Source organism: Comamonas trifloxystrobinivorans (genome assembly GCF_043359985.1).
GTDB classification, from domain to species: Bacteria; Pseudomonadota; Gammaproteobacteria; order Burkholderiales; family Burkholderiaceae_C; genus Comamonas; species Comamonas trifloxystrobinivorans.
Genome location: NZ_JBHZGV010000004.1, coordinates 240,550 through 266,411, shown reverse-complemented (window position 1 = coordinate 266,411; position 25,862 = coordinate 240,550). Strand labels below are relative to the sequence as shown.

Annotated in this window: 22 protein-coding genes; 9 read left to right on the top strand and 13 right to left on the bottom strand. The window is 63.0% G+C overall.

Annotated elements, in window-relative coordinates:
• Nucleotides 1-45: 45 nt before the first annotated feature.
• The 3 genes from ACFIQF_RS06075 to ACFIQF_RS06065 form a co-directional block, all read right to left on the bottom strand.
• A complete protein-coding gene (locus tag ACFIQF_RS06075; protein WP_393941078.1) occupies nt 46-1,131 on the bottom strand; it encodes a YkvI family membrane protein in 1,086 nt (361 codons plus the stop codon).
• 169 nt (nt 1,132-1,300) lie between these two features.
• Nucleotides 1,301-2,443, bottom strand: a complete 1,143-nt coding sequence (locus ACFIQF_RS06070) for an NAD(P)/FAD-dependent oxidoreductase (RefSeq protein ID WP_393941077.1) — start codon at nt 2,441-2,443, stop codon at nt 1,301-1,303.
• A gap of 165 nt (nt 2,444-2,608) precedes the next feature.
• Nucleotides 2,609-3,388, bottom strand: coding sequence for a hypothetical protein (locus ACFIQF_RS06065; RefSeq protein WP_393941076.1), 780 nt, complete (start codon nt 3,386-3,388; stop codon nt 2,609-2,611).
• Between the two features lie 281 nt (nt 3,389-3,669).
• Between ACFIQF_RS06065 and ACFIQF_RS06060 the strand changes: the two genes are divergently transcribed.
• Genes ACFIQF_RS06060 through ACFIQF_RS06050 form a run of 3 tightly spaced genes read left to right on the top strand, consistent with a single transcriptional unit; the run spans nt 3,670 to nt 7,227 of the window.
• On the top strand, nt 3,670-4,623 hold the full coding sequence (locus ACFIQF_RS06060; RefSeq protein WP_393941074.1) for a Bug family tripartite tricarboxylate transporter substrate binding protein: 954 nt from the start codon (nt 3,670-3,672) through the stop codon (nt 4,621-4,623).
• A gap of 31 nt (nt 4,624-4,654) precedes the next feature.
• Nucleotides 4,655-6,223, top strand: coding sequence for a class I adenylate-forming enzyme family protein (locus ACFIQF_RS06055; protein ID WP_393941073.1), 1,569 nt, complete (start codon nt 4,655-4,657; stop codon nt 6,221-6,223).
• Nucleotides 6,224-6,252: 29 nt separating this feature from the next.
• A complete protein-coding gene (locus ACFIQF_RS06050; protein ID WP_393941072.1) occupies nt 6,253-7,227 on the top strand; it encodes a Bug family tripartite tricarboxylate transporter substrate binding protein in 975 nt (324 codons plus the stop codon).
• A 74-nt stretch (nt 7,228-7,301) separates the two neighbouring features.
• On the opposite strand, the gene ACFIQF_RS06045 is transcribed toward ACFIQF_RS06050, so the two are convergent.
• From ACFIQF_RS06045 to ACFIQF_RS06015, 7 genes are all read right to left on the bottom strand, one after another.
• Nucleotides 7,302-8,186, bottom strand: a complete 885-nt coding sequence (locus ACFIQF_RS06045) for a hypothetical protein (protein ID WP_393941071.1) — start codon at nt 8,184-8,186, stop codon at nt 7,302-7,304.
• 82 nt (nt 8,187-8,268) lie between these two features.
• Nucleotides 8,269-9,147 carry an HpcH/HpaI aldolase/citrate lyase family protein gene (locus ACFIQF_RS06040; protein WP_393941069.1) on the bottom strand — a complete coding sequence of 293 codons (879 nt, stop codon included), beginning with the start codon at nt 9,145-9,147 and terminating at the stop codon, nt 8,269-8,271.
• 308 nt (nt 9,148-9,455) lie between these two features.
• Nucleotides 9,456-10,451, bottom strand: a complete 996-nt coding sequence (locus ACFIQF_RS06035) for a tripartite tricarboxylate transporter substrate-binding protein (RefSeq protein ID WP_393941067.1) — start codon at nt 10,449-10,451, stop codon at nt 9,456-9,458.
• Nucleotides 10,452-10,497: 46 nt separating this feature from the next.
• The gene (locus ACFIQF_RS06030) at nt 10,498-11,886 is read right to left on the bottom strand and encodes an MmgE/PrpD family protein (RefSeq protein ID WP_393941066.1); all 1,389 of its coding nucleotides are present in this window, start codon (nt 11,884-11,886) and stop codon (nt 10,498-10,500) included.
• A gap of 25 nt (nt 11,887-11,911) precedes the next feature.
• Nucleotides 11,912-13,093, bottom strand: a complete 1,182-nt coding sequence (locus ACFIQF_RS06025) for a CaiB/BaiF CoA transferase family protein (RefSeq protein WP_393941064.1) — start codon at nt 13,091-13,093, stop codon at nt 11,912-11,914.
• Nucleotides 13,094-13,201: 108 nt separating this feature from the next.
• On the bottom strand, nt 13,202-14,368 hold the full coding sequence (locus tag ACFIQF_RS06020; RefSeq protein ID WP_393941062.1) for an acyl-CoA dehydrogenase family protein: 1,167 nt from the start codon (nt 14,366-14,368) through the stop codon (nt 13,202-13,204).
• A gap of 74 nt (nt 14,369-14,442) precedes the next feature.
• Entirely contained in the window at nt 14,443-15,345 is a 903-nt protein-coding gene (locus ACFIQF_RS06015; RefSeq protein ID WP_393941061.1) for an HTD2 family dehydratase, read from the bottom strand.
• Nucleotides 15,346-15,570: 225 nt separating this feature from the next.
• Here ACFIQF_RS06015 and ACFIQF_RS06010 point away from each other — a divergent pair, with 225 nt between their 5' ends.
• From ACFIQF_RS06010 to ACFIQF_RS05985, 6 genes are all read left to right on the top strand, one after another.
• On the top strand, nt 15,571-16,476 hold the full coding sequence (locus ACFIQF_RS06010; protein WP_393941200.1) for an SDR family NAD(P)-dependent oxidoreductase: 906 nt from the start codon (nt 15,571-15,573) through the stop codon (nt 16,474-16,476).
• 224 nt (nt 16,477-16,700) lie between these two features.
• Nucleotides 16,701-17,582, top strand: a complete 882-nt coding sequence (locus ACFIQF_RS06005; RefSeq protein ID WP_393941059.1) for a MaoC/PaaZ C-terminal domain-containing protein — start codon at nt 16,701-16,703, stop codon at nt 17,580-17,582.
• A gap of 6 nt (nt 17,583-17,588) precedes the next feature.
• Entirely contained in the window at nt 17,589-18,857 is a 1,269-nt protein-coding gene (locus ACFIQF_RS06000) for an acetyl-CoA hydrolase/transferase family protein (RefSeq protein WP_393941058.1), read from the top strand.
• A 25-nt stretch (nt 18,858-18,882) separates the two neighbouring features.
• Nucleotides 18,883-20,079: an acetyl-CoA C-acetyltransferase gene (locus ACFIQF_RS05995; RefSeq protein ID WP_393941056.1), complete on the top strand. Its 1,197-nt coding sequence runs from the start codon at nt 18,883-18,885 to the stop codon at nt 20,077-20,079.
• A gap of 96 nt (nt 20,080-20,175) precedes the next feature.
• Complete coding sequence (locus ACFIQF_RS05990; RefSeq protein ID WP_393941054.1) at nt 20,176-21,153, top strand: Bug family tripartite tricarboxylate transporter substrate binding protein; 978 nt, start codon at nt 20,176-20,178, stop codon at nt 21,151-21,153.
• A 115-nt stretch (nt 21,154-21,268) separates the two neighbouring features.
• On the top strand, nt 21,269-22,774 hold the full coding sequence (locus ACFIQF_RS05985) for a class I adenylate-forming enzyme family protein (protein ID WP_393941053.1): 1,506 nt from the start codon (nt 21,269-21,271) through the stop codon (nt 22,772-22,774).
• Between the two features lie 100 nt (nt 22,775-22,874).
• On the opposite strand, the gene ACFIQF_RS05980 is transcribed toward ACFIQF_RS05985, so the two are convergent.
• From ACFIQF_RS05980 to ACFIQF_RS05970, 3 genes are all read right to left on the bottom strand, one after another.
• The gene (locus ACFIQF_RS05980; protein ID WP_393941051.1) at nt 22,875-23,696 is read right to left on the bottom strand and encodes a TlpA family protein disulfide reductase; all 822 of its coding nucleotides are present in this window, start codon (nt 23,694-23,696) and stop codon (nt 22,875-22,877) included.
• A gap of 131 nt (nt 23,697-23,827) precedes the next feature.
• On the bottom strand, nt 23,828-24,160 hold the full coding sequence (locus ACFIQF_RS05975; RefSeq protein ID WP_393941050.1) for a hypothetical protein: 333 nt from the start codon (nt 24,158-24,160) through the stop codon (nt 23,828-23,830).
• Between the two features lie 182 nt (nt 24,161-24,342).
• Entirely contained in the window at nt 24,343-25,782 is a 1,440-nt protein-coding gene (locus tag ACFIQF_RS05970) for an NAD-dependent succinate-semialdehyde dehydrogenase (protein WP_393941048.1), read from the bottom strand.
• Nucleotides 25,783-25,862: the final 80 nt, after the last annotated feature.

Sequence of the window (25,862 nt, the reverse complement as noted above, 5' to 3'; positions counted from 1 at the left end):
TCTAGGGCCGCGCAGCACAGCCCTGCGGCGCCCGGACCTTGGTAGTTACCGCAAGCTGGCGCTGGCTGCAACGCCGCTCTTGCGCGACATGCGGATCCAGCCGACCAGGCCCAGCGCCATCAGCACAAAGCCGATGTAGCCGTAGATCGGGTACACCAGGCCCACCAGTTTGATAAAGCCGACAAAGCTACCCGCCAGCGCCACCACACCTGCCACCGCCGTGCCGATGCGGAACTGGCGTGTGCCTGCAGGCACGATGCGCGCCATGAAGGCGTAGAGCATGCCGACAGCGGTGTTCAAAATCATGCCGAAAATCACCAGCGACATCAGGTGGCCGAGCCAAGGAGAAATCTGCGTGGCGATCGAGAGCATGGGCATCGACAGGCCGCCAATGGTGTCCATGCGCAGGTACATGGCCGATGCTATCAGCAGCATCAGCACGCTGAGCAGCAGGCCGCCCATGATGCCGCCCCACAGCGCCACTTTGCGCGAGCTGGCCTGGCCGCCCATGATCACGAGGAAAGGCATGCCCGCCACGGTGTTGTACGAAACGTAGAGCAGCGCAGCCACGAGCCATTGGCTGGCGCCCTTGGGCTGCGTCTCGGCCGCCGCCTGCAGCGCGGCGTAGTCGGGATGCGGCGTCATCAGCACATAGCCGGCCACGACGATGGTCATGAACATCAGGAAGGGCGTCACCGCGCCGATGAACGAGATCACGCTCGCCACATCCAGGCAGACGATCAGCACCGTGGCAATGGTGGCGATCACGCTGCCCCAGACCTCGGGAATACCCAGCCATTGGTTCAGCAGCGAACCCGCGCCCGCCAGCATCACCACCGTGATGGCGAACAGAAAGAAGGTGATGAGCAAATCAAACACCGCGCCCAGGTGCTTGCCGAGCATGGCGTTGATCACCTCTTTGTGCGAGTTGGCCAGCAGGCGCTGGCCCATGGTGGAGAAAGCCATGGACAGCAGCACGAAGGCCACGCCCGCCACCACGCAGCCCACCAGGCCCATGCTGCCGAAGCTGGCGAAGAACTGCAGAATCTCCTGCCCCGACGCAAAGCCCGCGCCCACGATCACACCGACGAATGCGCCGGCTATCTTGCTGACTTCCTTGAACGAACCCATGTCTTTGTCTCTCCCTGTTGGATGGTTGGTTTGGGTAAATTTGAGAAGAAAAAATTCGGGGCAGCCCTCACCCCTGCCCTCTCCCGCAGGCGGGAGAGGGAGTAATACCGGCCAGTTCTTGTTCCCTCTCCCGCACGCGGGAGAGGGTTAGGGTGAGGGGGTCTTCCGCTTAAGCAAAACGCGCAGGGCTCAGCTTCTCAGCATCCACACCATGCGCCGTTACCGACTCCGGCAGTGCCTCACGCAGCAACAGCGCACAAGCGGTAGCCGAAGCGCCAGCAGCCGTCTGAATGCCATAACCGCCCTGCCCCGCCAGCCAGAAGAAACCTTCGATCTTCGGGTCCCAGCCGATCACAAAATCGCCATCGGGCGCAAAGCTGCGCAGGCCCGCCCACACATGGTTGGGGCGGCGGATGCGCAGGCTTGTCAGCTCTTCAATCGCGTGGATGCCCATGGCCACGTCCAGCTCTTCGGCCACCACATCGTGCGCGGGCACCGGGTCGGCGTTCGCGGGCGATCCCAGCAGCTGGCCGGCATCGGGCTTGAAGTAAAAGCTCTCATCCACGCCAATCACCACCGGCCAGGCATGCGCATCCATGCCTTCTGGCGGCTGGAAGGTGAAGGCCGTGCGGCGCTTGGGCTGGATGTTCAGAGCCTTGGCGCCACAGGTTTGCGCAACCGTATCGGCCCAGGCGCCGGAAGCATTGACCACCGCGCGCGCCTGCACCACATCGCCGCCCACCAGCGTCAGCGACCACACGCCACTTGCCGCATCGCGCTCGGCCTGCTGCAGCTCGGCCTGGCAGCGCAACGCCGCTCCTTTCTCGCGCATGCCGCGCAAAAAACCCTGGTGCAGCTCGGCCACGTCGATATCGGTAGCAGCCTTGTCGTGCACGGCGCCAATGAGCTTGGCGCCATCCAGCACGGGAACCATTTCCTGGGCGCGCTCGGCCGAAATCATCTCCGCTTCGAGGCCATCGTTCAGGTACATGGCCAGCGCATCGTCCAGCAACTGCTGCTGGCCGTGCTGGCCCACGTACAGCACATCACGCGCAGGCAGCAAGGCATTGCTGCAAAAGCCTGCGGGCGGCTGCATGTAGAAGCTGCGGCTGGCGCGGGTGAGTGCACGGATCTGGTCGGTGCCGTAACTCTCCATGAACATGGCGGCCGAGCGCCCGGTGGAGTGGTAGCCCGGTTGCGATTCGCGCTCCAGCACCAGCACCGAAGCGCCCTTTTGCGCCAGCCGGTAAGCCACCGAAGCCCCCGCCATACCCGCCCCCACCACTGCAAAGTCGTAGACCTGCTCTGCCATGTCAACACTCCAAATTTTTCCAATTGGAAAATTATCTGATAGGAAAATTTGTAACGGTACTATGGTTTACCTTAGCCCGATGGAGCAGAGCGCGGACGAAAAAAAGGACAGGTCCTGTGCGGAACCTGTCCATGTATGGCGGCTAAAACCTCAGGATGCGCAAACTCAGTAAGCCGCCAGCGCCTCCAGGAACTGCCGTTTGATCGCTTCAGCATCCCAGGCCAGTTTGGCCGCATCTTCCACCTCGGCACTACGCAGCAAACCGGTGCCGTTATTGCGACCGTCGATCAAGCGGCGGGCAAAGGCAGCGCCCATGACATTGCCGCTTTTGTCGACCAGATCCCCTTCACCATCATGCAAGCTCCAACGAATCACGTATCCGCGCTGCAACGTGCCGGATGAACTCATGCGGATGCACAGGGTCAGGCCTGCCAACTCACCGCTAATCTGCTGCTCGCAAGCAAAGGTCCTGCTCTTGCTCACTACCAAACCGGCGCCGCTGCTGCTGGAGGGGCCGATGTTGGTATACAAGTCTTCCACCTCGGTATAAACCGTGTTGGTGCCGCTGATGGCACCCACAAACGACCAGGTGCCCATGATGCTGGCGGCATCGCTGCGGCTGTAACCAAACTCAAAACGCGAGATGGCTTTCTCGCCCTCGCCTGGCAATTGAATGTAACCAGTTGTACTGCTGGTAAAGCGCACTCGCACACCACCAGGCGAGCCAGCTTCGACGCCGGAACGGTCACCGCTGCCCAGATAGCGGCCGCCTTCGTAGCGACCCAGTTGCAGGTTGGCCTGCTGGTTGTTCAGCGCGCCCGAAGCCATATAAAACGTAGGCTGGCCATTCTTCTCATAGGCATACATCTGCATCACCAGCACATGGTTCTGCACATCCATGGCCAGACCGCGACCGGGCTTGCCATTGACTTCCTCATTGATCACCCAGGTTCCTGCCGACGGCACAAACGCATGCGCACTCGTCCAAACACATGCCGCTGCCAATGCCCAACGCTTCATAGCTTCCTCAAGATAATTTATAAAGATTTACATTATATGAATAATTGATACATGTTGAAACAAATACAGAGCTTGGACGGTCGCTTAGGCGGCAGCAAAGCAAGGCTTTCACAACGGCAAAGCGCTTTGCAGGCAAACCCGCTCCCCCAGGGGGACGTATTTCCGTAAGGTAGGCGATCAATCTATAAAAAACCACGGAGACTGCCATGCGCCTGTTGCGCCGCCACGCCCTTGCGGCCCTGTTGTTTTCGCCGGTGCTGGCCCTGGCCGCTGATTGGCCGGAGCGGCCCATCACCATCGTTGTGCCAGCGGCCGCTGGCGGCACCACCGACATTGCGGCGCGTGTGCTGGCCGAGAAGATCAGCGGTGCGCTCAAGACCAACGTCATTGTCGAAAACAAGGCCGGCGGTGGTGGCAGCATTGGCACCGCCTTTGTGGCCCGTGCCAAGCCCGACGGCTACACCTTGCTGATGGGCAATATCGGCCCGGTCGCCATCAACTTCAGCCTGTACAAAAAGCTGCAATACAAAGAGAGCGATCTGCGCGGCATCACCAATGTGATTTCAGTGCCGAACATCCTGGTGGTGAATGCCGACACGCCCGTCAAAACCGTGCAGGAGCTGATCGCCTGGGGCAAGCAAAAGCCGCTCACCGCAGCCACCTCGGGCATTGGCCAGTCGCCACACATGTCCAGCGAGATGTTCCGCCAAAAAGCCGGGCTCGATGTGACCCTGGTGCCGCACAGCGGCGCTGCGCCAGCGGTGACGGCGCTGCTGGGCAAGCAGACCGATTTCATGATCGACAACCTGCCCAGCTCCATGCCGCACATCAAATCGGGCAAGTTCCGCGCACTCGCCATCACCAGCAAAGAGCGCTCGGCACAGTTGCCCGATGTGCCCACCATGCAGGAAGCCGGTGTACCGATGGAAGTGACGGCCTGGTTTGACCTGCTCGCGCCCGCGGGCACGCCCGACGCCATCGTCAACCGCCTCCAGCAAGTGGCGCGCGACGCCATGCTGGGCGCCGATATCCGCAGCAAGTTTGCCGATCTGGGCGGCGTGCCCGGCGGCGAAAGCGCTGCCGAGCACGACGCCTTTATTGCGCAAGAGCGCAAGAACTGGGCGCAGATTGTCAAAGCCGCCAATCTGTCGCTGGACTGAATCTTTTTTTCCTCTTTTGACTGTGTTTGCCATGACCGCCTCCGTCGCCCAACAACTGGCCCAGCCGTTTGGCTCCATCCCCGCCATGGTCGAGGCCAATGCCCGTGACCGCGCCCAGCACACCGCGCTGGTACTGGGCAACCAGCAGCTGAACTACCGTCAGCTCAACCAAGGCATGCAGCGCGTCGCCTGCGCCTTGCAAAAACAGGGCTTGCAGCCCGGCGATGTGATCGCCATCTGCGCCAGCAGCAGCGTCAATTACGTGCTGGCTTTTCTGGGCGCTTTGCGGGCAGGCGTAGTGGTGGCGCCGTTGGCCCCGTCTGCCACCGCCGCGCACCTGAGCGCCATGCTCGCCAACTCCGAGGCCAAACTGGTGCTGCGCGATGCCGAGGTGGCCGCGCAATGGCCAGTACAGGCCGATCAGCATGTGCAATGCATTGCCATCGACGATGCGCCGCAAGCCGGCACGCCTTGGTCCGCCTGGCTGGGCGATAGCGCGGCAGATGCGCAAGCGGCGCCCATCTCGCCGCAGCCCGATTGGGCCTTCAACCTGATCTACTCGTCAGGCACCACCGGCGTGCCCAAGGGCATTGTGCAAAGCTGGGGCATGCGCTGGTCGCACGTGCAACGCGCGGTGCTCAACGGCTACGGGCCAGAAGCAGTCTCGCTGTGCGCTACGCCGCTGTACTCGAACACCACCTTGGTAGCGGCACTGCCTACTTTGGCGCTGGGCGGCACGCTGGTGTTGATGCGCAAGTTCGACGCTGCGCACTACCTGCAGTTGGCCGCGCAGCACCAGGCCACGCACACCATGCTGGTGCCGGTGCAATACCAGCGCCTGCTCGATTGCCCCGATTTTGACCAGGCCGATCTGAGCCGCCTGCAGCACAAGTTCTGCACCAGCGCGCCCTTCAAGGCCACGCTCAAAGCCGAGGTGCTGCGCCGCTGGCCCGGCAAGCTGATCGAGTACTACGGCATGACCGAAGGCGGCGTGCGCTGCGAGTTGCACTGCCACGAGTTTCCGCACAAGCTGCACACCGTGGGCCGCGCAGGGCCGGGTGCCGACATCCGCTTTATCGACGAGCAAGGGCGCGAGCTGCCACGCGGCGAAGCGGGCGAGATAGTCGGCGCCTCAGCCGGCATGATGACCGGCTACTACCGCCTGCCCGACAAGACGCGCGAGGCCGAATGGTTCAGCGCCAGCGGCGAGCGCTTTATCCGCAGCGGCGATGTCGGCCAAATGGACGAAGACGGCTTCATCGTGCTCGGCGACCGCAAGAAAGACATGATCATCACCGGCGGCTTCAACGTCTACCCGAGCGACATCGAAAGCATGCTGCTGCAGCACCCCGAGGTGCGCGAATGCGCCGTGGTCGGCGTGCCGTCCGAGGCCTGGGGCGAAACGCCGGTGGCCTACGTGGTGGCCCAACCCGGCAGCGCGCCTGAAGCGGTTGCGCTGCAAGACTGGCTCAACAGCCGTGTGGGCAAAACCCAGCGTGTTGCCGAAGTGGTGCTGACCGAGCAACTGCCACGCAGCGAAATTGGCAAGGTGCTCAAACGCGAACTGCGCGATCTCTACACCAAGGCCCACCCGGCCTGATTCCACCCACCCTGGCCCAGGAGACAAAGATGAAAAACCGCCGCACTCTGTTGGCCGCACTGGCCGTTGCCAGCTGCGCCTTGCTCCCCGGCTTGGGCCACGCGGCCGACTGGCCGAACAAGCCGATACAGCTCGTCATCCCCTACCCGCCCGGCGGCAGCGCCGATCTGCTGGGCCGGCCGCTGGCCATGCAGCTGCAGCAGCAATTGGGCCAATCGGTGGTGCTGGAATACAAGCCCGGCGCAGGCGGCACCCTGGCATCGCAATATGTGGCACGCGCCAAACCCGATGGTTACACCGTGCTGATGGTGCTGGCCGCGCACGCCATCAACGACAGCCTCTACCCCAAACTGCCGTACGACACGCGCAAAGACTTTGCGCCCGTCTCGCTGGTGGCCAACCTGCCGATGATCGTGGTGGGCAGCAGCAAACTGCCGGCCAAGAACATTCCCGAGCTGATCAAGGCCGCGCAGGCCGCTCCCGGCAAGCTGACCTTTGGCTCGGCCGGCAACGGCAACACCGGCCATCTGGCAGGCGAGCTGTTTGCCAGCACGGCCGGCGTGAAGATGACGCATGTGCCCTACAAAGGCAGCGCCGGCGTGGTGAACGCCATGCTGGCGAGCGACATCGACCTCACCTTCGACAGCATCTCCACCTCGATTCCGCATGTGCGCAGCGGCAAGCTGCATGCGCTGGCCGTAACCAGCGCCAAACGCTCGGCGCTGGCCCCCGAGGTGCCCACGGTGCAAGAGCAGGGTTTGAAAGATTTCGACATCACCGGCTGGTACGCCATCCTGGCTCCGGCAGGCACGCCGGCCGACATCAGCAACAAGCTCAGCAAAGAGATCGCCACGGCCCTGCAAAACCCGCAAGTGCAAGCCCAACTGGCCGCCAGCGGCTACGAACCGGTAGGCTCTACCCCGCAAGAGTTGGGTGCCCATATCCAACGCGAGATGGAACGCTGGGCTGCGGTGGTGAAAGCGACGGGCGCGCGCGTGGAATAAGCGCAGCACCGTGCATGAAAAAAGCCCCGCTGGCCTGAAACCACCGGGGCTTTTTAACGCTGAGAAAGCGGTGCTTAACGCGAAGCGGCCAGTTCTTCCAGCGCGGCGCGCAATGCGTCGTCGTTGCTTGTTACCGGTTCGGCAGCACCGTCGGCTGGGAACTTGCGCAAAATGCTGGTGATGCGGTCATTGCCCTGGATCAAACGGTTGGCATAAACCGCACCATTGCCCGAGCTGCCGGTGTTGCGCCAATCGCCTTCGCCGGTGTTCACGCTCCAGGTCATCAGGAACGAGCGCACGGTGCTGCTGGAGCTGCCGCTGCGGTACTTGATGCACTGGGTTTTGCCAGCATCGCTGCCGCGAATCAGCTGCTCGCAGGCGTACATGCCGTCGTACGACACGGCCATGCCATTGCTGTAGGAAGAGCCATTGGTGGTGCGTGTCAGGTCGGCCACATCTTGCTCGATCTGGCCACTCTCCGTGGCATACAACAGCGTCCACATGCCCAACAGCGAGGCGGGCGAATCATCGTAGCCAAACTGGTAGCGCTTGATCTCTTTTTCCTGCTCGCCGGGCAAGGTGATATAGCCCTTGGTGCCGCTGACAAAGCGCAGGCGCACATTGCCCGGGCTGCCGGCTTCTACGCCGCTTTGGTCGCCACTGCCCAGAAAACGTCCGCCTTCGTAGCGGCCGAGCTTGGCGTCCACCACGGCTTCAACCACATTGCCATTTTTCACGTCCTGGATCTTGCCGTTACTCATGTAGAAAGTCGGCTGGCCGCTGCGTTCATACGCATAAACCTGCATTACCAGGATGTCGTTCTGGAAATCAATGGCAAAGCCACGGCCGGGTTTGTCGTTGAGCTCATTGCTGATGATCCAGGTGCCGGCCTGCGGCACAAAAGCATGGGCCATGCCAGTGATGGCCAAGGCGGCGGCGGCAATTGCTTGCTTGAACATATCTCACTCCTGTCGTCTTGGCACTGCAGGTGTGCAGCGCCATCGTGCAGCGAGTATATAGACGCAAGGCCGCAGCCATGTGTCAGAGCGTTTCGCCTCGTCGTGACGCCTGTTGGTGACGCAGCACCGTCTTGCGAGCCAAGGCGATCACCGGCGCATCGACCATGCGGCCATTGACCACACACACGCCGCCTTGCGCTGCATCGGCCGCAGCCAGCACCTGTTGCGCAGCTTGCAACTGGGCCTCGCTGGGCGTGTAGGCCGCGTTCACCTCGGCCACTTGCATGGGGTGGATGCACAGCTTGCCGCCAAAACCGCCGCGCACCGAGCGCTCGGCATCTGCGCGCACCACGCTGCCGTCTTGCGTATTGACGGTAACGCCATCAATGGCTGCAGCCAGCCGCGCACGGCGCGATGCCAGCACCACGGCCAGGCGCACCGGCACCAGCTCGGTTTCATCTGCGGCGCAGGCCATGCCCGCATCCACCTGAAAATCGAGGTGGCCAAATGCCAGGCGCAAGACCTTCGGCGCCTGTGCAATCGCATCGATGCTGTGCAGTCCCCACACCGATTCGATGATGGGCACCACCACACCCTTGCTGCCCACGGCATTGGCGAGCAAAGCCATGGCAGCCGCCTCTTCTGCCTTGGGTAAAACCACGCCAGCGCAGCCCTGGCTGCACAAGGTATGCAGCGCATGTACATCGGCATCGAACCATTCCGTGCCGGGCGCGTTGATGCGCACCAGCAGGCGTGCACGCTGCTGCTCCGTCAACGAATCTATGGCTTGCAGCAGCGCTGCGCGGGCCGCGTCTTTGTCAGCTGGCGCAACCGCATCTTCCAGATCCACGATCACCGCATCTGCACCACTGGCCAAGGCTTTGGCAATGCGCTCAGGGCGGCTCGCGGGCACAAACAACCAGGAGTTGGCATTGGCCAGGGGGTGATTTTCAAGACTCATGACAAAGCGTCCACATGCATTGCGCGCCCAAGGCGCAGCGGGATAAAAATAGCCATCACAGAACTACGATGTTCCGGTATTAAAAATGCAGGCTTGGAAGCGCAGCGGGCTTTGGAACTGCACACCCAAATGGCGAGATGGCCGCGCAGGCTAGGCGCCGAGCTGCAGACAGTACCTGGGTACGGCAAAGCTCGGTAACAACGCATGCGCGGTCATATCGCCACCCCAAAACGAAGACTCTCAAAGCCTCTCTGACGCTTGCTTCCGCCAGAGTGTCTATTGCCTCAACATTTTGGTATTTGTTCCGCTTATTCGGCAGTCACACCTGCGGCTCTGATCACCGTGTTCCAGCGCTTCACTTCCGATTCGAGCAATGTCTTCAGGCTTTGCGGCGTGGCGCGATCCGGGCCTACCAGCTCGCTGCTCAGATCGGCGATGCGTTGCACCACCACCGGGTCTTTCAGTGCCACGTTCAAGGCGGCGTTGATCTTGTTGATGACTTCGGCCGGCGTACCCTTGGGCGCGTACATGCCGTGCCACACCTTCACGTCAAAACCTTTGAGGCCTTGCTCATCGAGCGTGGGAATATTGGGCATGGAGGCCAGGCGCTGCGGCGTGGTGACGCCAAACACCTTGGCGCGATTGCCGTCTTTGATGACGGGCGCAGTCTGCGTGGTCTGGTCGCACAGCAGATCGACCTGGCCGCCCATCAGATCGTTCATCGCCGGGCCGGCGCCCTTGTAGGGCACGGTGGTGAGCTTGACGCCCGCCTGGTGCATGAACAGCATGCCGCACAATTGCGATACCGCGCCAATGCCCGCGTTGGCCAGCGAGACCTTGTCCTGGTTGGCTTTCACGTAGCTGAGCAGCTCCTGGAAGTTGTTGGCCGGAAAATCTTTGCGCGAGAGCAGGGTCATCGGCACATCCAGCACCTGGCCGATGTACTCAAAGTCTTTCAGCGGATCGTAGGGCAGCTTTTTGTACAGCGCCGGTGCGGTGGCCATGCCCATATGGTGGATCAGGATGGTGTAGCCGTCGTTCTTGGCCCGCGCCACGCGCGCTGGCGCAATGGTGCCGCCAGCGCCCACGGTGTTTTCCACCACCACGGTCTGGCCCAGCGATTTGCCCATGGGAATGGCCAGCATGCGCGCCACCACATCGGTCGGGCCGCCTGCCGAATACGGCACCACCATCACCACCGGTTTGCTCGGCCAGTCCTCGGCCAAAGCTGCAGTGTGGGTAGCCAGGGCAGCGCAGGCCAGCAGCGCTGCGCCCGCCGTTTTCTTCAGCATTGCGTGAATCATCTTGTCTCCTTATTGTGCGAATCAGGGGAGCGATTCCCCTGGTTCTTTATACGGCTTCCAGCAGGCTTTCGGTCTTAGTCCAATCCCGCACTTGCCAGAGTTTTTCCACCGCTTTTTGCATTTGCGCGGCGGGTACGTCCTGGCTGAAAGCGGCCAGGCGCATGGCCTTGTCGGTGAGTTCGGCGCGGCTGAGTGTGTTGCCCGGGTCGCCCTTGGGCTCGTCCACGCGGCCGTGCAGCGTGCGGCCATCGGTGGTGGTGACGGTGACCTTGCCGATCCAGCGCTGGGGGTAGGCGGTGTCGACTTCTTCGTCGAGCACCATCGTCACCTTGTCGCGCAGCGCCATGGTGTCGCCAGCGCGGAATTCGTTGTCGAACTCGGTCAGGCCGGCAAAGCCGAAGCGTGCGGCCAGCGCCAGCACCGTGCCCATGGAGAACTTGCTCTGGTGCACCGTGCTCGGGTCGACCACCGGGCCCAGCACGTCGATAGCGCCTTGGTGCACATGGGTCACCACCTTGGCGATGTCAGAGGCTTTGAGCTGGTTGTCACGCATCACCTGCAGCAGCGCATCGGCTGCCGGGTGCGTGTGGCGGCACGAGGCATGCCATTTGAACGAGGTCTCGGCCGTGGCCCAGCGGCTGCCCAGACCGTCGACCAGCTTGGCCGGCTTGCTGTCGGTGGACATGCCTGCCGCCATGCCTTGCGGGCCGCAGAAGATGTCGGCCGCACCGGTGAAGCCGTCTTTGGCCAGGTAGGCTGCCATCAGGCCAGCGCCAGCAGCGTGCGCGGTGTGCAGCTGCTTGCTGTCGGCTGCTGTGCGCAAAAACTCCCACAGGCCGGCCGATTGCGTGCCAGCCGAGCCAAAAGCATGCAGCATTTGCGCAGCGTTCAGGCCCAGCAAATGACCCACTGCGGCAGCCGCAGCCAAGGTGCCAGCCGTGCCGGTGGTGTGGAAAATTTTGTAGTGCGAGCGGCCCAAAAATTCGCCCACGCGAATGCCGACTTCATAGCCCGCCACGCAGGCCGTCAGCAGCTCTTTGCCCGATTTTCCCAGCGCTTGCGCCACCGCCACCGCAGGCGGGAAAACCACCGCAGCCGGATGGAAGACCGAGCCGTTGTGCACGTCGTCCTGCTCGGCCACGTGCGATGCCGCAGCGTTGGCCATGGCCGCCAGATAAGGGCTGCTGGTGGCGCCTTGCGGGCCGATCACTTCGGACGGGCCTTGCTGCGGGCCCATGGCCAAAGCAAAGCGCGTGATGCTCGCCACCGGGCGGGCATTGTGGCCGGCTACGGCCGAGCCGAACCAGTCGATCCACAGGTCTTCGGTTTTCTGTACAACCGCTTCCGGGATATCGCTGTATTTCAGCTCGGCAGCAAAGCGCGCCAGTTGCGCAGCGGCGGTGGTGGAAGTGGCGGTGGTGGGGTTGGTGCTCATGTTTTTGTCGCTCCCAAAAATCAGCTCAAAGGCCCGAGGCCTTGCGCACTGCCGCCAAAGCTTCGGCGGGCAGTTGCAGGGTTTGCAAAATGGCGTCGGTGTGTTCGCCCACCGCAGGCACCGGGTCCATGCGGTAGTCGTACTGGTTGTTGCGGCCGGGCGGCAGCAGCGCAGGCACTTCGCCCACGGGCGTGCCCACATTGCGCCAGCGCTGGCGGGCAGCCAGTTGCGGGTGCGCCCACAGGCCGGCCATGTCGTTGACGTGCGCGTTGGCAATGCCGGCGTCGTCCAGGCGTTGCACCACCTCGGCGGCTTTCAGCGCGCCAAAGATGCGCAGAATCTCGGCCTGCAGTTCGGCCCGGTTGGCGTTGCGCTTGGCATTGCTGTCGAAGCGCGGGTCAGTCGCCAGTGGCGGGGCGAGCAGCACCTGATCGCAGAATATCTTCCACTCGCGCTCGTTTTGCAGGCCCAGCATCACCGTGCCGCCGTCGCCGGCGACAAACGGACCGTATGGGTAGATGCTGGCGTGCGATGCACCCGTGCGCGGCGGTGGCGCAGCGCCTTCAAACGCGTAGTACAGCGGGTAGCCCATCCATTCGCCCAAGGCTTCGAGCATGGACACGTCAATGTGGCTGCCTTCGCCGGTTTTGCCGCGCAGCAACAAGGCCGAGAGGATGTTGGTGTAGGCGTACATGCCGGCCGCTATATCGGCCACCGAGATACCCGATTTGCTGGGCGTCTCCGGCGTGCCGGTGACCGACAGAAAGCCTGCCTCGCTCTGGATCAGCAGGTCGTAGGCCTTTTTGTCGCGGTAGGGGCCGTCTTCGCCGTAGCCGCTGATATCGCAGACGATGAGCTTGGGGAACTCTGCGTGCAGCGCTTCATAAGACAAACCCATGCGCGCTGCCGCGCCCGGTGCCAGGTTTTGCAGCAGCACATCGGCCGTGCCGAGCAGCTGCTTGAGGGCGGCCAGCGAATCCGGGTCTTTCAGATCCAGCGCCAGGCTTTCCTTGTTGCGGTTGAGCCAGGTGAAGTGCGAGGACTGGCCGCGCACGCGGCTGTCGTAGCCACGGGCAAAGTCGCCGCTGCCGGGGCGCTCTACCTTGATGACGCGGGCGCCGAGATCGGCCAGCTGGCGTGCGCAAAATGGCGCCGCCACGGCGTGTTCCAGCGATACGACGGTGATTCCGTCCAATGGTCTTGTCATGAAGACTCCGTTTTTCTCTGTGGATCCATGCATGCAAGGATCACGCTATCCAACGACTGGCAGTGCCTGCCTGCGGGACGCCGATCAAGGGCCGCCCCGCACAGAGGCTTAGAAGGAACGAGGCAGGCCCAGAATGTGTTCGGCCACGTAGGAATAGATCAGGTTGGTCGAGATCGGCGCCACCTGGTAGAGGCGGGTTTCGCGGAACTTGCGCTCCACGTCGTATTCGCAGGCAAAGCCAAAGCCGCCGTGGAACTGCAGGCAGGCGTTGGCCGCTTCCCAGCTGGCCTTGGCTGCCAGGTACTTGGCCATATTGGCTTGCGCGCCCATCGGCTCATGCTTGTCGAACAGCTCGCAGGCTTTCCAACGCATCAGGTTGGCGGCTTCCACTTCGATGAAGGCATCGGCAATCGGGAACTGCACGCCCTGGTTCTGGCCGATGGGGCGGCCGAACACTTCGCGGTCGCGCACATAGTTGGTCACGCGGTCGAGGAACCAGTAGCCGTCGCCAATGCATTCGGCGGCGATCAGGGTGCGCTCGGCGTTGAGGCCGTCGAGGATGTATTTGAAGCCCTTGCCTTCTTCGCCAATCAGGTTTTCTTCGGGGATTTCCAGATTCTCGAAGAACAGCTCATTGGTCTCGTGGTTGACCATGTTCAGGATCGGGCGCACGGTGAGGCCCTTTTTCTCGGCCTCGCGCAGGTCGACCATGAAGATCGACATGCCTTCGCTCTTTTTCTTGACCTCGGCCAGCGGCGTGGTGCGCGCCAGCAAGATCATGAAGTCGCTGTGCTGGATGCGGCTGATCCAGACCTTCTGGCCGTTGATGACGTACTTGTCGCCCTTTTTCACCGCCGTGGTCTTGATCTTGGTGGTGTCGGTGCCGGTGGTCGGCTCGGTCACGCCCATCGATTGCAGGCGCCATTCGCCCGAGGCGATCTTGGGCAGGTATTTCTCTTTTTGCGCCTTGGAGCCGTGGCGCAGCAATGTGCCCATGTTGTACATCTGGCCGTGGCAGGCGCCGGAGTTGCCGCCGCAGCGGTTGATCTCTTCCATGATGACCGAGGCTTCGGTCAGGCCCAGGCCCGAGCCGCCGTATTCCTGCGGAATCAGCGCTGCCAGCCAGCCGGCCTTGGTGAGCGCATCGACAAACTGCTCCGGGTAGGCGCGGGCTTCGTCCACCTTGCGGAAGTACTCGTCGGGGAACTCGGCGCAGAGCGAGCGGATCGCGTCGCGGATTTCGGGGAAGTTGTTGGAGCTGGTTTGTTCGATCATGGTCTGTCCAGTGTTCTTGCTAAGCCCCGGCGCACTGCGCCAGGACGGATATTCGAGAGAAAAGCGGCCTTGACTCAGCGGGGGCGAATGGTGGCCGTGCCTTGCATGGTGAGCCAGCCTTCGTGGTCGTGCGCCCAGAGCTTGACGGTTTTGCCGTCATCTTGCGGCTGGCCGAGCACGGTGAAGGGGTGCAGGTCGAAGGTGGGGCGAATGGCCTTGAAGGAGAAATCCGTCAGCACCGCATCGGGCATGTTGCGGCGCAGCAGATCGACCAGCAAGGTCGCAATCAGCGGGCCGTGCACGATCAGGCCGGGGTAGCCTTCTTCTTGCGTGACATACATGCGGTCGTAGTGAATGCGGTGGCCGTTGAAAGTAAGCGCCGAGTAGCGGAACAGCATGACGGGATCGGCGTTGATCTCACGCTTCCAGGCCGCGTTCTTCTCGGCCGCGGTGGGCTGCGGAACCGGATCGCCGGGCTGGGCGGCAGCGCGGTAGACGATGTCGTGCTCTTCCGTCAGCGCCACGCCGTGCTCGTTGCGGTACTTGTGCTGCACCAGCACAAACAGCAGCTCGCCCGAGCGGCCCACCTTGTGGTCCACCGAGGCGATGCGCGAGACGCGCTCCAGGCTTTGGCCGATCTGGATCGGGTTGTCTGCGTTCCAGTGCAGGCGCCCGCCCGCCCACATGCGGCGCGGCAGCGGCACCGGCGGCAGAAAACCGCCACGCGCCGGGTGGCCGTCGGCACCGAGCTGGCTTTGCGCGGCAATGGCGACAAAGTTCATCCAGTGCCACAGCGGCGGCAGCGTGTCGCCGGGCTGCGGGGCTGCGTCGTTGCGGTCCAGCGTGGCCGAGAGGCCAGCCACCGGCATGGGGTTGATCTGGTCGTGCAGGGATTCGGACTTGCCAACCCAGCTTTGCAGGTGCGCCACTTGCGCTTCGGTCAGCGGGGCGGCGGCGGTAGAGGGGGATTGCGACATGGGGGCCACTGTCGCAGGCAACGGCGCCCGGCGCAATCACAGAAATTGGAACGCATCCTTTGGCAGGCATGAAGTCCTAGGGTGATCCCGGATAAATGAAACGCTGGTTTCAGTTTGCCTAAGTGCTTCCTAGTGAATTGCGAATTGGCAAGCCGGATTTTGGGCGGCATCCTAGTGCGTATTCCCAGCCACTCAGATATTCCCAAGGAAGCACACATGTCCCAAATGCTCGAAGGCAAAGTCGTCATCGTCACCGGCTCCGGCGGCGGTATTGGCCGCGATATGGCGCTGGCCATGGCCAAAGAAGGCGCCAAAGTCGTGGTCAACGACATCGGCACCTCCACCAGCGGCGAAGGCCATGACGACGGCCCCGCGCAAAAAGTGGTCAACGAGATCAAGGCCGCCGGCGGCGAAGCCGTGGCCAATACCGACAGCGTGTCCGAAGCCAATGCAGCCGCCAAAATTGTGCAGTGCGCGGTCGATACCTTTGGCCGTGTGGACGGCATCGTCAACAACGCCGGCATTTTGCGCGACCGCTTCTTCCACAAGATGAGCGTGGACGAGTGGGATGCGGTGATCAAGGTGCACCTGTACGGCAGCTACTACGTGGCGCGCGCTGCGGCCAACCATTTCAAAGAGCAGGAGAGCGGCGCCATGGTGCACATGACGTCGACCTCGGGCCTCATCGGCAATCTGGGCCAGTCCAACTACGCAGCGGCCAAGCTGGGCATCGTGGCGCTGTCCAAGAGCATCGCGCTCGACATGGCCAAGTTCAACGTGCGCAGCAACTGCATCTCGCCCTTCGCCTGGAGCCGCATGATCGGCTCGATCCCTACCGACACGCCCGAGCAGCAAGCCCGTGTGGACAAGCTCAAGCAAATGACGCCCAACAAGATTGCGCCGCTGGCCGTCTACCTGCTGAGCGACCAGGCCAAGGATGTGAACGCCCAGGTGTTTGCCGTGCGCAATAACGAAATCTTCCTGATGAGCCAACCGCGCCCGCTGCGCTCGGTGCACCAGGGCGAAGGCTGGACGCCCGAAGACATCGCCTCGCACGCGATTCCTGCGCTCAAGTCGTCGTTCGTACCGATGGAGCGCTCGCCTGAGGTGTTCAGCTGGGATCCTATCTAACCACTCTGAGCGGCGCAGCCGCTCAGAGTGGCGGCAGCCTCCGGGTGGGTCGGCGCGGTCGGCCCAGACCCTTCGTCGGAGTCACTTAGCTCGGCTCTGCCAGTTTTTTAGCCGGTTTGCGGTGGATGGTCAGATGCCTTAGATGAGATGCCCCGTAGGTGTGCTCTGCTCTTTCCAAAAAATCGCCCGAACGTCCGCCCACCTAACAACTAAAGAGACAAACCATGACCATCCACTACCAGCAACTCAAGGCCCGGGCGTTTGAGCCGGTGCGCCAGCATTACACGCAGCGTGACACGATGTTGTACGCGCTGAGCCTGGGCGTGGGCAATGATCCGCTCGACAGCAAGAACCTGCCGCTGGTGTACGAAGGCATGGACCAGCCCTTGCAGGCGCTGCCGTCGATGAGCTCGGTGCTCGGCTATCCCGGTTTCTGGATGAAGAACGCCGACAGCGGCATTGACTGGGTCAAGCTCGTGCACGGCGAGCAGCGCACCACCATCCACCAACCCATTCCAGTTGATGCCAAAGTGGTGGGCAAAACCCGCGTCACCCGCATCATCGACAAGGGCGCTGGCAAAGGCGCCATCGTGGTGAGCGAGCGTACGCTCGAAGGCGAAGACGGCGTGCTCTACGCCACCATCGACCAGGTCACTTTCTGCCGTGGCGACGGCGGCTACAGCCAGCAGCTCGGCGGCCAGCCCAGCGACGAATCGCTGCCCGCCCTGGCCGCCACGCCAGACACGGCGCCGCAATGGACGTTTGAGCACCGCATTCGCCCCGAGGCCGCCCTGCTCTACCGCCTGATGGGCGATTACAACCCGCTGCACGCCGATCCGCGTGTGGCGCAGGCGGCGGGTTTTGACAAACCCATCCTGCACGGCCTGGCCACTTACGGCATGGTTTGCCACGCGCTGGTCATGACGGCCTGCGGCGGCGATGCCAGCCAGCTGCGCAGCATCAACGCCCGCTTTTCTTCGCCGGTTTTCCCCGGCGAAACCCTGCGCACTGAGATCTGGCAAGACGGCAAGGCGCTGCAGTTCCGCGCTACGGTGGTAGAGCGCAATATCGTCGTGCTCAGCCACGGCAACGGCAGCGTGGCCTAGGCCCCTATGGCAAACCGCAAGGGCCAGCAAATCGCGCTGGCAGAGCTGGATCTGGCGCAGTTCATTCGCGCTGGCGACACGCTGGTGTGGGGCCAGTCGGCGGCCGAGCCGCTGGCACTGATGCAAGCCTATGTGGCACAGCGCCAGCGCTTTGCGCGCACCCGCGTTTTTCTCGGCATTGGCGGCAGCAATACCTTGCAGCCCGAACACGCCGATGCCATAGACATGATCGGCTACGCCGCCGGTGGTTCGCACCGCGCGCTGGGCATGGCTGCCGTGCTCGATCCCGTGCCTTGCCACTACTCGCAAATTCCGCTGCTCATCGGCAGCGGCCGCATTGCCATTGAGGTGGTGTTTGTGCAGGTCTCGCCGCCCAATGACAACGGCGAATGCAGCCTGGGTTTGGCGCACGACTACCTGGTGGCAGCCATGCGCAAAGCGCGCTGCGTGCTGGCCGAAGTCAACGCCGATGTGCCCTGGGTTCCTGGCGCCAGCTTGCGCCTCGCCGAGGTCGATGCCTGGGTGCAAAGCGACCAGGCGGTGGTCGATGTGCCAGCGGGTAAATCCGGCGAAGCCGAGAACGCGATTGCGCAGCTGATCGCCAGCCGTATCGAAGACGGCAGCACCTTGCAGCTGGGCATTGGCAACCTGCCCGATGCGGTGCTGCAAGCCCTGCGAGGCCACCGCGATCTGGGCATCCACAGCGGCACCATTGGCGACCGGGTGGCCGATCTGGCAGAAGCCGGCGTCATCACCAATGCGCGCAAAAGCATCGACGCTGGCGTCAGCGTCACCGGCTTGCTCATGGGCACCGCCCGCACGCGGCGCTGGGCGCACAACAACCAGGCACTGCGCATTGCAGGCACCGATTACACGCACAACGCACAAGTGCTGGGCCAGATCAAAAACCTGGTGGCCATCAACGCCGCGATCGAGGTGGATCTGACCGGCCAGATCAACGCTGAAGTGGTAGCCGGCAAATACCTCGGCGCGGTCGGCGGCGCCATGGATTTTTTGCGCGCTGCCGCCAACAGTGATGGCGGCTTGCCCATTGTGGCGCTGCCTGCCACTGCCCGTGGGCAATCGCGCATCGTGGCGCAGCTGTCCGGCCCGGTCTCCACGCCTCGCGCCGATGCCGGGCTGATCGTCACCGAAAACGGCATTGCCGATTTGCGCGGCCTGAGCCTGCGCCAGCGCGTGCAGGCCATGCTGGCCATTGCCGCCCCCGAACACCGCGATGCGCTGGCTGCCAGCGCTCGCCACCTCTCGCACTAACCAACGCTACCCCCTGGAGAAAGCCATGCGCAAAGCCGCCATTGTCACCCCCTTGCGAACCCCTGTTGGCACCTACGGCGGCAGCCTGCGCCCGGTGTCGGTGGAAGAGCTGGCCGCCACCACGGTACGCGCCGTGGTCGAGCGCAGCGGTATCGACCCGAGCCGCATCGACGACGTGGTGTTTGCCCAGTCTTACGCCAGCAGCGAAACCCCTTGCGTGGGCCGCTGGGCTGCTCTGCAAGCCGGTTTGCCGGTAGAGGTGCCCGGCATGCAGCTCGACCGCCGTTGCGGCGGCGGCCTGCAAGCCGTGGTGACCGCCTGCATGATGGTGCAAAGCGGTGCCGCCGATGTGGTGATTGCCGGCGGTGTCGAGAGCATGTCCAACATCGAGTACTACACCACCGATCTGCGCTGGGGCAAACGCGCTGGCAACGTCACCATGTACGACCGCCTGGACCGTGGCCGCGAGCGCTCGCAACCGGTGGAGCGCTTTGGCGCCATCTCCGGCATGATCGAAACCGCCGAAAACCTGGCCCGCGATTACGGCATCAGCCGTGAAGCGGCCGACGAGTTTGCGCTGCGCAGCCACCAGCGTACTGCGGCAGCGTGGGAGGCAGGCCGTTTCGACGCCGAAGTGGTGCCCGTGAGCGTGCCGCAGAAAAAGGGCGAGCCCAAACTGTTCGAGCGCGACGAAGGCTTCCGCGCCGATGCCTCGCTGGAAAGCCTGGGCAAGCTGCGCGCACTGATGAAGGGCGGCACGGTGACCGCTGGCAACGCCAGCCAGCAAAACGATGCCTCGGCCGCCTGCCTGATCGTGGCCGAAGACAAGCTCCACGAGCTGAACCTGACACCGATGGCCAGCCTGGTGGGCTGGGCTGCTGCGGGCTGCGAGCCATCGCGCATGGGCATTGGCCCGGTGCCCGCTGTGAAAAAGCTGCTCGCCCGTCTGGGCCTGGGCATGCAAGACATGGACCTGGTCGAAATCAACGAAGCCTTTGCCTGCCAGGTGCTGGCCGTGCTGCAAGGCCTGGAATGGAACGACGCAGAGCGCCTGAACGTCAACGGATCGGGTATCTCGCTGGGCCACCCGATCGGCGCTACCGGCGTGCGCATTCTGGCCACCTTGCTGCACGAGCTGGACCGCCGCAAAGGCCGCTACGGCCTGGAAACCATGTGCATCGGCGGCGGCCAAGGCATTGCCGCCGTCTTCGAGCGGTACTAAGCGCAAGGCGCCTCGCTCCGATACGCAATGCCAGCATCGACTGGCACGTTCTCAATCCGGGTTGCGTGATGGCAATCCCTACTCTTGGAGACAAATATGAACCCCATCTCTCGTCGCTACCTGCTGGCCGCCACCGCTGCTGCTGCTTTGGCACTGTGTGGTGCCGCACAGGCCCAAAGCGGTGCACCTATTCGCCTGCTGGTGGGCTACTCGGCCGGTGGCCCGGTGGACCAGGGCGCGCGCCTGTTTGCGCTGGCCTTGTCCAAAGAGCTGGGCAACCCGGTCGTCGTCGAGAACAAGACCGGCGCCAACGCCACCTTGGCCGGCAGCGAAGTCTCGCGAGCCAAACCCGATGGCATGACGCTGTGGTACGCCGCCAGCCCCACCATTACCATCAGCCCCAATGTGATGACCAAGATGCAGTTCGATCCCGCCAAGGATCTGACGCCGATCGCGCCGGTGCTGAGCTACTACAACGTGCTCGTGGTCAACAACGACCAGCCCTTCAAGAACACGCAAGAGCTGGTGGCCGCAGGCAAGGCAGCTCCGGGCAAGCTCAACTACGCATCGGCCGGCGTGGGCGGCTCCAACCACCTGGGCGCTCTGCTGTTTGCCAAGCGCAGCGGCATCGAGATGAACCACGTGCCCTACAAAGGCAATGCACCGGCGATGACGGACGTGATCGGCGGCCAGATCCAGATGATGCTGGACATCATCAGCACCGCCAGCGTCTACATCAACAGCGGCAAGGTGCGCGCCATCGCCGTCACCTCGCCCCAGCGCAATCCCTCTCTGCCCAATGTGCCCACCTTTGCCGAAAGCGGCATCGAAGGGCTCAAAGGCTTTGACGTGGGCGGCTGGTACGCCGTGTACGGCCCCAAGGGCATGGCACCCGAGCTGCAAACCAAGCTCAACAAGGCCGTGAACGCCGCGCTGGCCCAGCCCGAGCTGAAAGCCAAGTACAAGGAACTAGGCTACGAAGAATGGGTGGGCTCGCCGCAAACGCTGAGTGAGCGCGCCGCCAAGGAGCGCCAGATGTGGTCCACCGTGACCCAAGGCATTGTGGTGGACTGAGCCCCGCCTGAGGCGCCTCGCGCTTCTCCCAACAGCGGCGGCCGCAGCTCATCCAGCGCGTGCCGCCGCTGCTACATTCAGGCACTGCTGCAAACAAAAAGAACTGAGACAAACCATGGTTGAACGTATCCACCAACTGCTCGATCGCTGGCTGCAAGAAGCGCCCGAGCGCCCCTTCATCTACCTGCCCGATCGCACGCTCAGCTACGCCGATCTGGGCCGCCTGGTGGATGCGCTGGAAGCCGAGTTGCGCAGCCTGCAGGTTCGCAGCGGCGACCGGGTGCTGGTGGTAGCCGAAAACTGCCCCGAACACGCTGCCTTGCTGCTGGCCTGCAGCCGAGTAGGCGCGTGGGCTTGCGGCGTCAATGCGCGCATGGCACCGGGCGAAGTACGCGCCTTTGCCTACAAGGCCGATGCTCGCGTGATCTACTTCACCGACCGCGTCTCCAAAGCCGCCGCCGCGCATGCCGAGCGCTATGGCACCAGCGCTTCTTGCGTGCCTGGTCTGGTGCACAGCGCAGTGTTTGCCGAGGCCCAGGTAGAGCCCGAGCCGGCCAACAACCCGGTGGCCGCCATCATCTTCACCTCGGGCACCACCGGCGCACCCAAAGGCGTGATGATGAGCCACCGTGGCGTGGCGCACTTTGCCCGCGTGTCGGCGCTCTCGCGCCACCTGGGCCCCAACGACAAGGTCTACGCCTTTGTGCCGATGACGCACATCTTCGGCCTGGGCACGGTCTTGCTCGCCTCCTTGTATGCCGGTGCGGCGCTGGAGATGCGCAGCCAGTTCGAGCCCGGCGATCTGCTGGACGCACTGGCCCACCACGGCATCACCCAGCTGCAAGGCCCGCCCACGCTGTTTGCGCGCTTGCTGCAGTACTGCGAAGAGCACGGCATCAACCGCCCTGCCGCACCGCATTTGCGCTACCTCTACACCGGTGCCGGGCCACTGGATCTGGCGCTCAAACACAAGGTGGAAGCGCTTTTTGGCATGACGCTGCACCACGGCTACGCCATGAGCGAATACGCAGGCTCGCTGCACCTGACCCGCATCGAAGAAGCCCGCAACGACACCAGCGCCGGCTATGCGATTGAAGGCGCTGAGCTGAAGATTGTCGACCCCAACACTGGCGCCAGCATGCCGGTGGGCGAGCGGGGCGAAATCTGGGTGCGCGGCACCGGTTTGATGCCCGGCTATTTCCGCGACAGCGAGGCCACGGCAGCGGCATTGCGCAAAGGCGGCTGGTACGCCACCGGCGACCTCGGCGAGCTGCACGCCGACGGCGCCCTGTTTGTGGTGGGCCGCTTGAAGGAGATGATCATCCGCTCGGGCTTCAACGTCTACCCCAGCGAAGTAGAGCATGCGCTCAACAGCTTCCCCGGCATCCAGCGCTCCGCCGTAGTGGGCCAGAAAGAAGCCGACGGCAACGAGGCCGTGATCGCCTTTGTAGTGCAGGACGCGCAAAACCCGCCCGAACCCACTGCCCTGCAAGCGCACCTGCGCGAAAACCTGGCGCCCTACAAACGCCCGGCCCGCATCATTGCGATTGCCGAGCTACCCGTCAACGCCAACGGCAAAGTCATGAAGCGCGAGCTGCAAGCACGCCTGGAGGCCGAGTAAGCGCGCCTGGATTGCAGAGCCAGCGTGCTTTGTGGCCTGAGTTTGGTGAAGGTGCGAGGCGGTGCACACCTTGCTGGATTGCACCGCAGTCGCTGCCGATTCAACGCCCTGCGCCCAGCACAATCTTCTGCATGAATTCTTCCAGGCTGGCCGCCGACAACTCGCCTACACGCAGGCCCTGCAACTGGCCTTGTGCGTCGTAGAACAAAGTGGTGGGCAAAGCACGGCTGCCAGCAACTTCGGCCATGGCGTTGCGGGTGTCCAGCAACACCTGGGCTTCGGGCAAACCAAAGCCGCGTGCCGCTTTCAGGGCCACCTCCGGCTTTTCTTGCTGGTTCACCCACAGAAACTGCACCTGCGGATAGCGTTGCTGCGCCTCACGCAAGGCAGGCATCTCACGCACACAAGGCGTACACCAGCTCGCCCACAGATTGATGACCACCGGCTTGCCTTTGAACTGCTCCAGCACATGCGTCTTGGCATCCAAAGCCACCAACTGCAGCGGCGGCAAAGCGCGTGCGCTGGATGACAAGTTTTGCACCAGCAAATTGCCGCCCAGCCACAAAGCAGCAAACAAGGCCACCGACGCAGCCAGCGGCTGAAACACCGGCTTCTTGCGCAGCCACAGCCACCATACGTACACCGCTGCCAGCGCCAACGCCGCCCAAGGCTCCCAGCCACCGTCGCGGATATTGAGAATGCTCAGCGGCTGCGCCAGGTACTCGTCGGCATAACGCGCCACAAAACCCAGACGCGCCGCCACCAAGGCGAGCAATGGCAGCAACCAGGTATGCGGCGCCACCACCAGCCCACGTTTGCGCGCCCAGCGCATCAAGCACTGCTCCGCCACCAGGTAAGCCAAGGCCAACACCAGCAAAGCCCAAGGCAAAGCAAACGGCCCGATCTGAAAACTAGCGCCCATCAACATGCTTTCACAGACAAATGACAAACTGCTGCAACCAGTAGTTGCAGCAGTGCTTCCTCAGCGTCTGAGCAGTTTATGGGCCGTTGGTTCCTTGGAGCGCTGGCGCCACTCGCAATGTCTCCGATCTCTCAACTCCTGCAAGCGTAGCCTGCGGAAATAAAGCCTTTCCCCTTGCCAATGGAGTCAGAGTATTGGATGGCCAGGTTCGAGATCATCAAAGCATGGACCAAAATCATCAGCACGCTGCACCAGACAATTGGCCGTTTGCTGTCCAGATCTTGCGGCAGCCAATCCTCCTGAAAATGGATCAGGCCATAGGCAATGCCGGTGATGCACCAGCTGAATGCGAGCATGCTCCAATCGATGTCCGGGCTGGCTTCGCAGCGCGAGAAGTAGCTCCAGATATTGAAGGCCAGGAGAATGATCAGAACGATGGCAGGGTGGTAGAACAGGCTTGGCATAAGCGCCCGACTGTAGTGGTGCGCCGTCCAAGCAGTCTTGCCCTGCAGCAACGGTGGTGCATGTACGGGTTGAACGCTCTTGCTCACCACACATCACCCGCTCACAAAAAAGAGGGCCAGGCCCTCTTTGTCTGCAACAAGTAGCGATGCAGCCATACTGCAGCAGCCGCTCAATAGCGCATTCACTGGTCCTCGCTCACCAGTTTGACATTGCAATAGGCCTGCAGGCCTTCGATGCCGCATTCCGAGCCCCAGCCGCTTTCTTTGACCCCGCCAAACGGTGCTTCGGACATCGATATGTTGAGCGTGTTGATGCCCAGCATGCCGGTTTCCACGCCGTTGGAGAGTTGCTGGCGCACGCCGCTGTCTTGCGTGAAGGCATAGGCGGCCAGGCCGTATTGCAGGCGGTTGGCGCGGCGCAGGGCCTCGGCCATGTCGTCGACCGGGTTGATGAGTGCGACGGGGCCGAAGGGCTCTTCGTTCATCAGGCCAGCGTCTTCGTCCACATTGCTCAGCACCGTGGGTTCCCAGAAGAAGCCAGGGCGCTCCATGCGCTTGCCGCCGGTGTGCAAGGTGGCGCCGCGTTTTTGTGCGTCAGCGATCAGGCGGGTCAGTGCTTCGATGCGGCGCGGGTTGGCCAGTGGGCCCATGTTGCTGGCTTCGTCCAGGCCATTGCCGACCTTGAGCTTTTTGGTGCGTTCAACAAAGGCCGCCACAAAGCTGTCGAACACATCGCGGTGCACATAAAAGCGCGTGGGCGAGATGCAAACCTGGCCTGCGTTGCGGAACTTGCCCGCCACCAAAGCGTCGGCGGCCTTGTTGATGTCGGCATCTTTCCAGACGATGACGGGCGCATGGCCACCCAGCTCCAGCGTGGCGCGCTTCATGCTTTTGGCCGCTTGCGAGGCCAGCATTTTGCCCACGGCGGTGGAGCCGGTGAAAGAGAACTTGGCCACCTCGGGTTGGTCCAGCAGGTAGCCCGAGACCTCAGCCGGCACGCCAAACACCATATTCAGCACGCCAGCGGGCAAGCCGGCATCGTGCAGCACGCGCACCAGCTCTTGCGCGGTGGCGGGGGTTTCTTCGGCCGGTTTGAGGATGAGCGTGCAACCTGCGGCCAGAGCGCCTGCGATCTTGCGCGCAGGCGTGATGGCGGGAAAGTTCCAAGGCGCAAATGCAGCGCAGACGCCGACTGGCTCATGGTGCACGGCAATGCGCTGTGTGGGCGTTTTGCCTGGCACCAGACGGCCGTAGTTGCGGCGGCCTTCCTCGGCATACCAGTCGTAGGTGTCGGCGGCGGCCAGCACTTCGAGCTTGGCTTCGCGCAGCGGTTTGCCTTGCTCCAAGGTCATGCAGGTGGCGATGTGGTCGGCGCGCTCGCGGATCAAGCTGGCGGCCTTGCGCAAGATGTCCGAGCGCGCCAGCGGCGATGTGCGTTTCCAGCCGGGAAAAGCGGCCTGCGCGGCTTGCAGAGCGGCTTGCAGATCGGCCGGGCTGGCGTGCGGCAGATCGCCCAGCACCGATTCGTCTACCGGGTTGAACACCGGCTCGGTCTTGCGGCCCGCAGCGGGTTGCCATTGGCCGTTGATAAACAACTGCAATTGTGGATAAGCGTGTGACATGTTTGCCTCCTGGTGGTGTTTTAAATGCACAACGCGGTCTTCACCGAGATGAGACCGCGTTGCGTTGTGGATAAAGCTGT

What these genes read in the sequence shown, in the direction of transcription:
- ACFIQF_RS06075 (WP_393941078.1), bottom strand. Translation starts at nt 1,131, where the DNA reads ATGGGTTCGTTCAAGGAAGTCAGCAAGATAGCCGGCGCATTCGTCGGT.
- ACFIQF_RS06070 (WP_393941077.1), bottom strand. Translation starts at nt 2,443, where the DNA reads ATGGCAGAGCAGGTCTACGACTTTGCAGTGGTGGGGGCGGGTATGGCG.
- ACFIQF_RS06060 (WP_393941074.1), top strand. Translation starts at nt 3,670, where the DNA reads ATGCGCCTGTTGCGCCGCCACGCCCTTGCGGCCCTGTTGTTTTCGCCG.
- ACFIQF_RS06055 (WP_393941073.1), top strand. Translation starts at nt 4,655, where the DNA reads ATGACCGCCTCCGTCGCCCAACAACTGGCCCAGCCGTTTGGCTCCATC.
- ACFIQF_RS06050 (WP_393941072.1), top strand. Translation starts at nt 6,253, where the DNA reads ATGAAAAACCGCCGCACTCTGTTGGCCGCACTGGCCGTTGCCAGCTGC.
- ACFIQF_RS06045 (WP_393941071.1), bottom strand. Translation starts at nt 8,186, where the DNA reads ATGTTCAAGCAAGCAATTGCCGCCGCCGCCTTGGCCATCACTGGCATG.
- ACFIQF_RS06040 (WP_393941069.1), bottom strand. Translation starts at nt 9,147, where the DNA reads ATGAGTCTTGAAAATCACCCCCTGGCCAATGCCAACTCCTGGTTGTTT.
- ACFIQF_RS06035 (WP_393941067.1), bottom strand. Translation starts at nt 10,451, where the DNA reads ATGATTCACGCAATGCTGAAGAAAACGGCGGGCGCAGCGCTGCTGGCC.
- ACFIQF_RS06030 (WP_393941066.1), bottom strand. Translation starts at nt 11,886, where the DNA reads ATGAGCACCAACCCCACCACCGCCACTTCCACCACCGCCGCTGCGCAA.
- ACFIQF_RS06025 (WP_393941064.1), bottom strand. Translation starts at nt 13,093, where the DNA reads ATGACAAGACCATTGGACGGAATCACCGTCGTATCGCTGGAACACGCC.
- ACFIQF_RS06020 (WP_393941062.1), bottom strand. Translation starts at nt 14,368, where the DNA reads ATGATCGAACAAACCAGCTCCAACAACTTCCCCGAAATCCGCGACGCG.
- ACFIQF_RS06015 (WP_393941061.1), bottom strand. Translation starts at nt 15,345, where the DNA reads ATGTCGCAATCCCCCTCTACCGCCGCCGCCCCGCTGACCGAAGCGCAA.
- ACFIQF_RS06010 (WP_393941200.1), top strand. Translation starts at nt 15,571, where the DNA reads ATGCTCGAAGGCAAAGTCGTCATCGTCACCGGCTCCGGCGGCGGTATT.
- ACFIQF_RS06005 (WP_393941059.1), top strand. Translation starts at nt 16,701, where the DNA reads ATGACCATCCACTACCAGCAACTCAAGGCCCGGGCGTTTGAGCCGGTG.
- ACFIQF_RS06000 (WP_393941058.1), top strand. Translation starts at nt 17,589, where the DNA reads ATGGCAAACCGCAAGGGCCAGCAAATCGCGCTGGCAGAGCTGGATCTG.
- ACFIQF_RS05995 (WP_393941056.1), top strand. Translation starts at nt 18,883, where the DNA reads ATGCGCAAAGCCGCCATTGTCACCCCCTTGCGAACCCCTGTTGGCACC.
- ACFIQF_RS05990 (WP_393941054.1), top strand. Translation starts at nt 20,176, where the DNA reads ATGAACCCCATCTCTCGTCGCTACCTGCTGGCCGCCACCGCTGCTGCT.
- ACFIQF_RS05985 (WP_393941053.1), top strand. Translation starts at nt 21,269, where the DNA reads ATGGTTGAACGTATCCACCAACTGCTCGATCGCTGGCTGCAAGAAGCG.
- ACFIQF_RS05980 (WP_393941051.1), bottom strand. Translation starts at nt 23,696, where the DNA reads ATGGGCGCTAGTTTTCAGATCGGGCCGTTTGCTTTGCCTTGGGCTTTG.
- ACFIQF_RS05975 (WP_393941050.1), bottom strand. Translation starts at nt 24,160, where the DNA reads ATGCCAAGCCTGTTCTACCACCCTGCCATCGTTCTGATCATTCTCCTG.
- ACFIQF_RS05970 (WP_393941048.1), bottom strand. Translation starts at nt 25,782, where the DNA reads ATGTCACACGCTTATCCACAATTGCAGTTGTTTATCAACGGCCAATGG.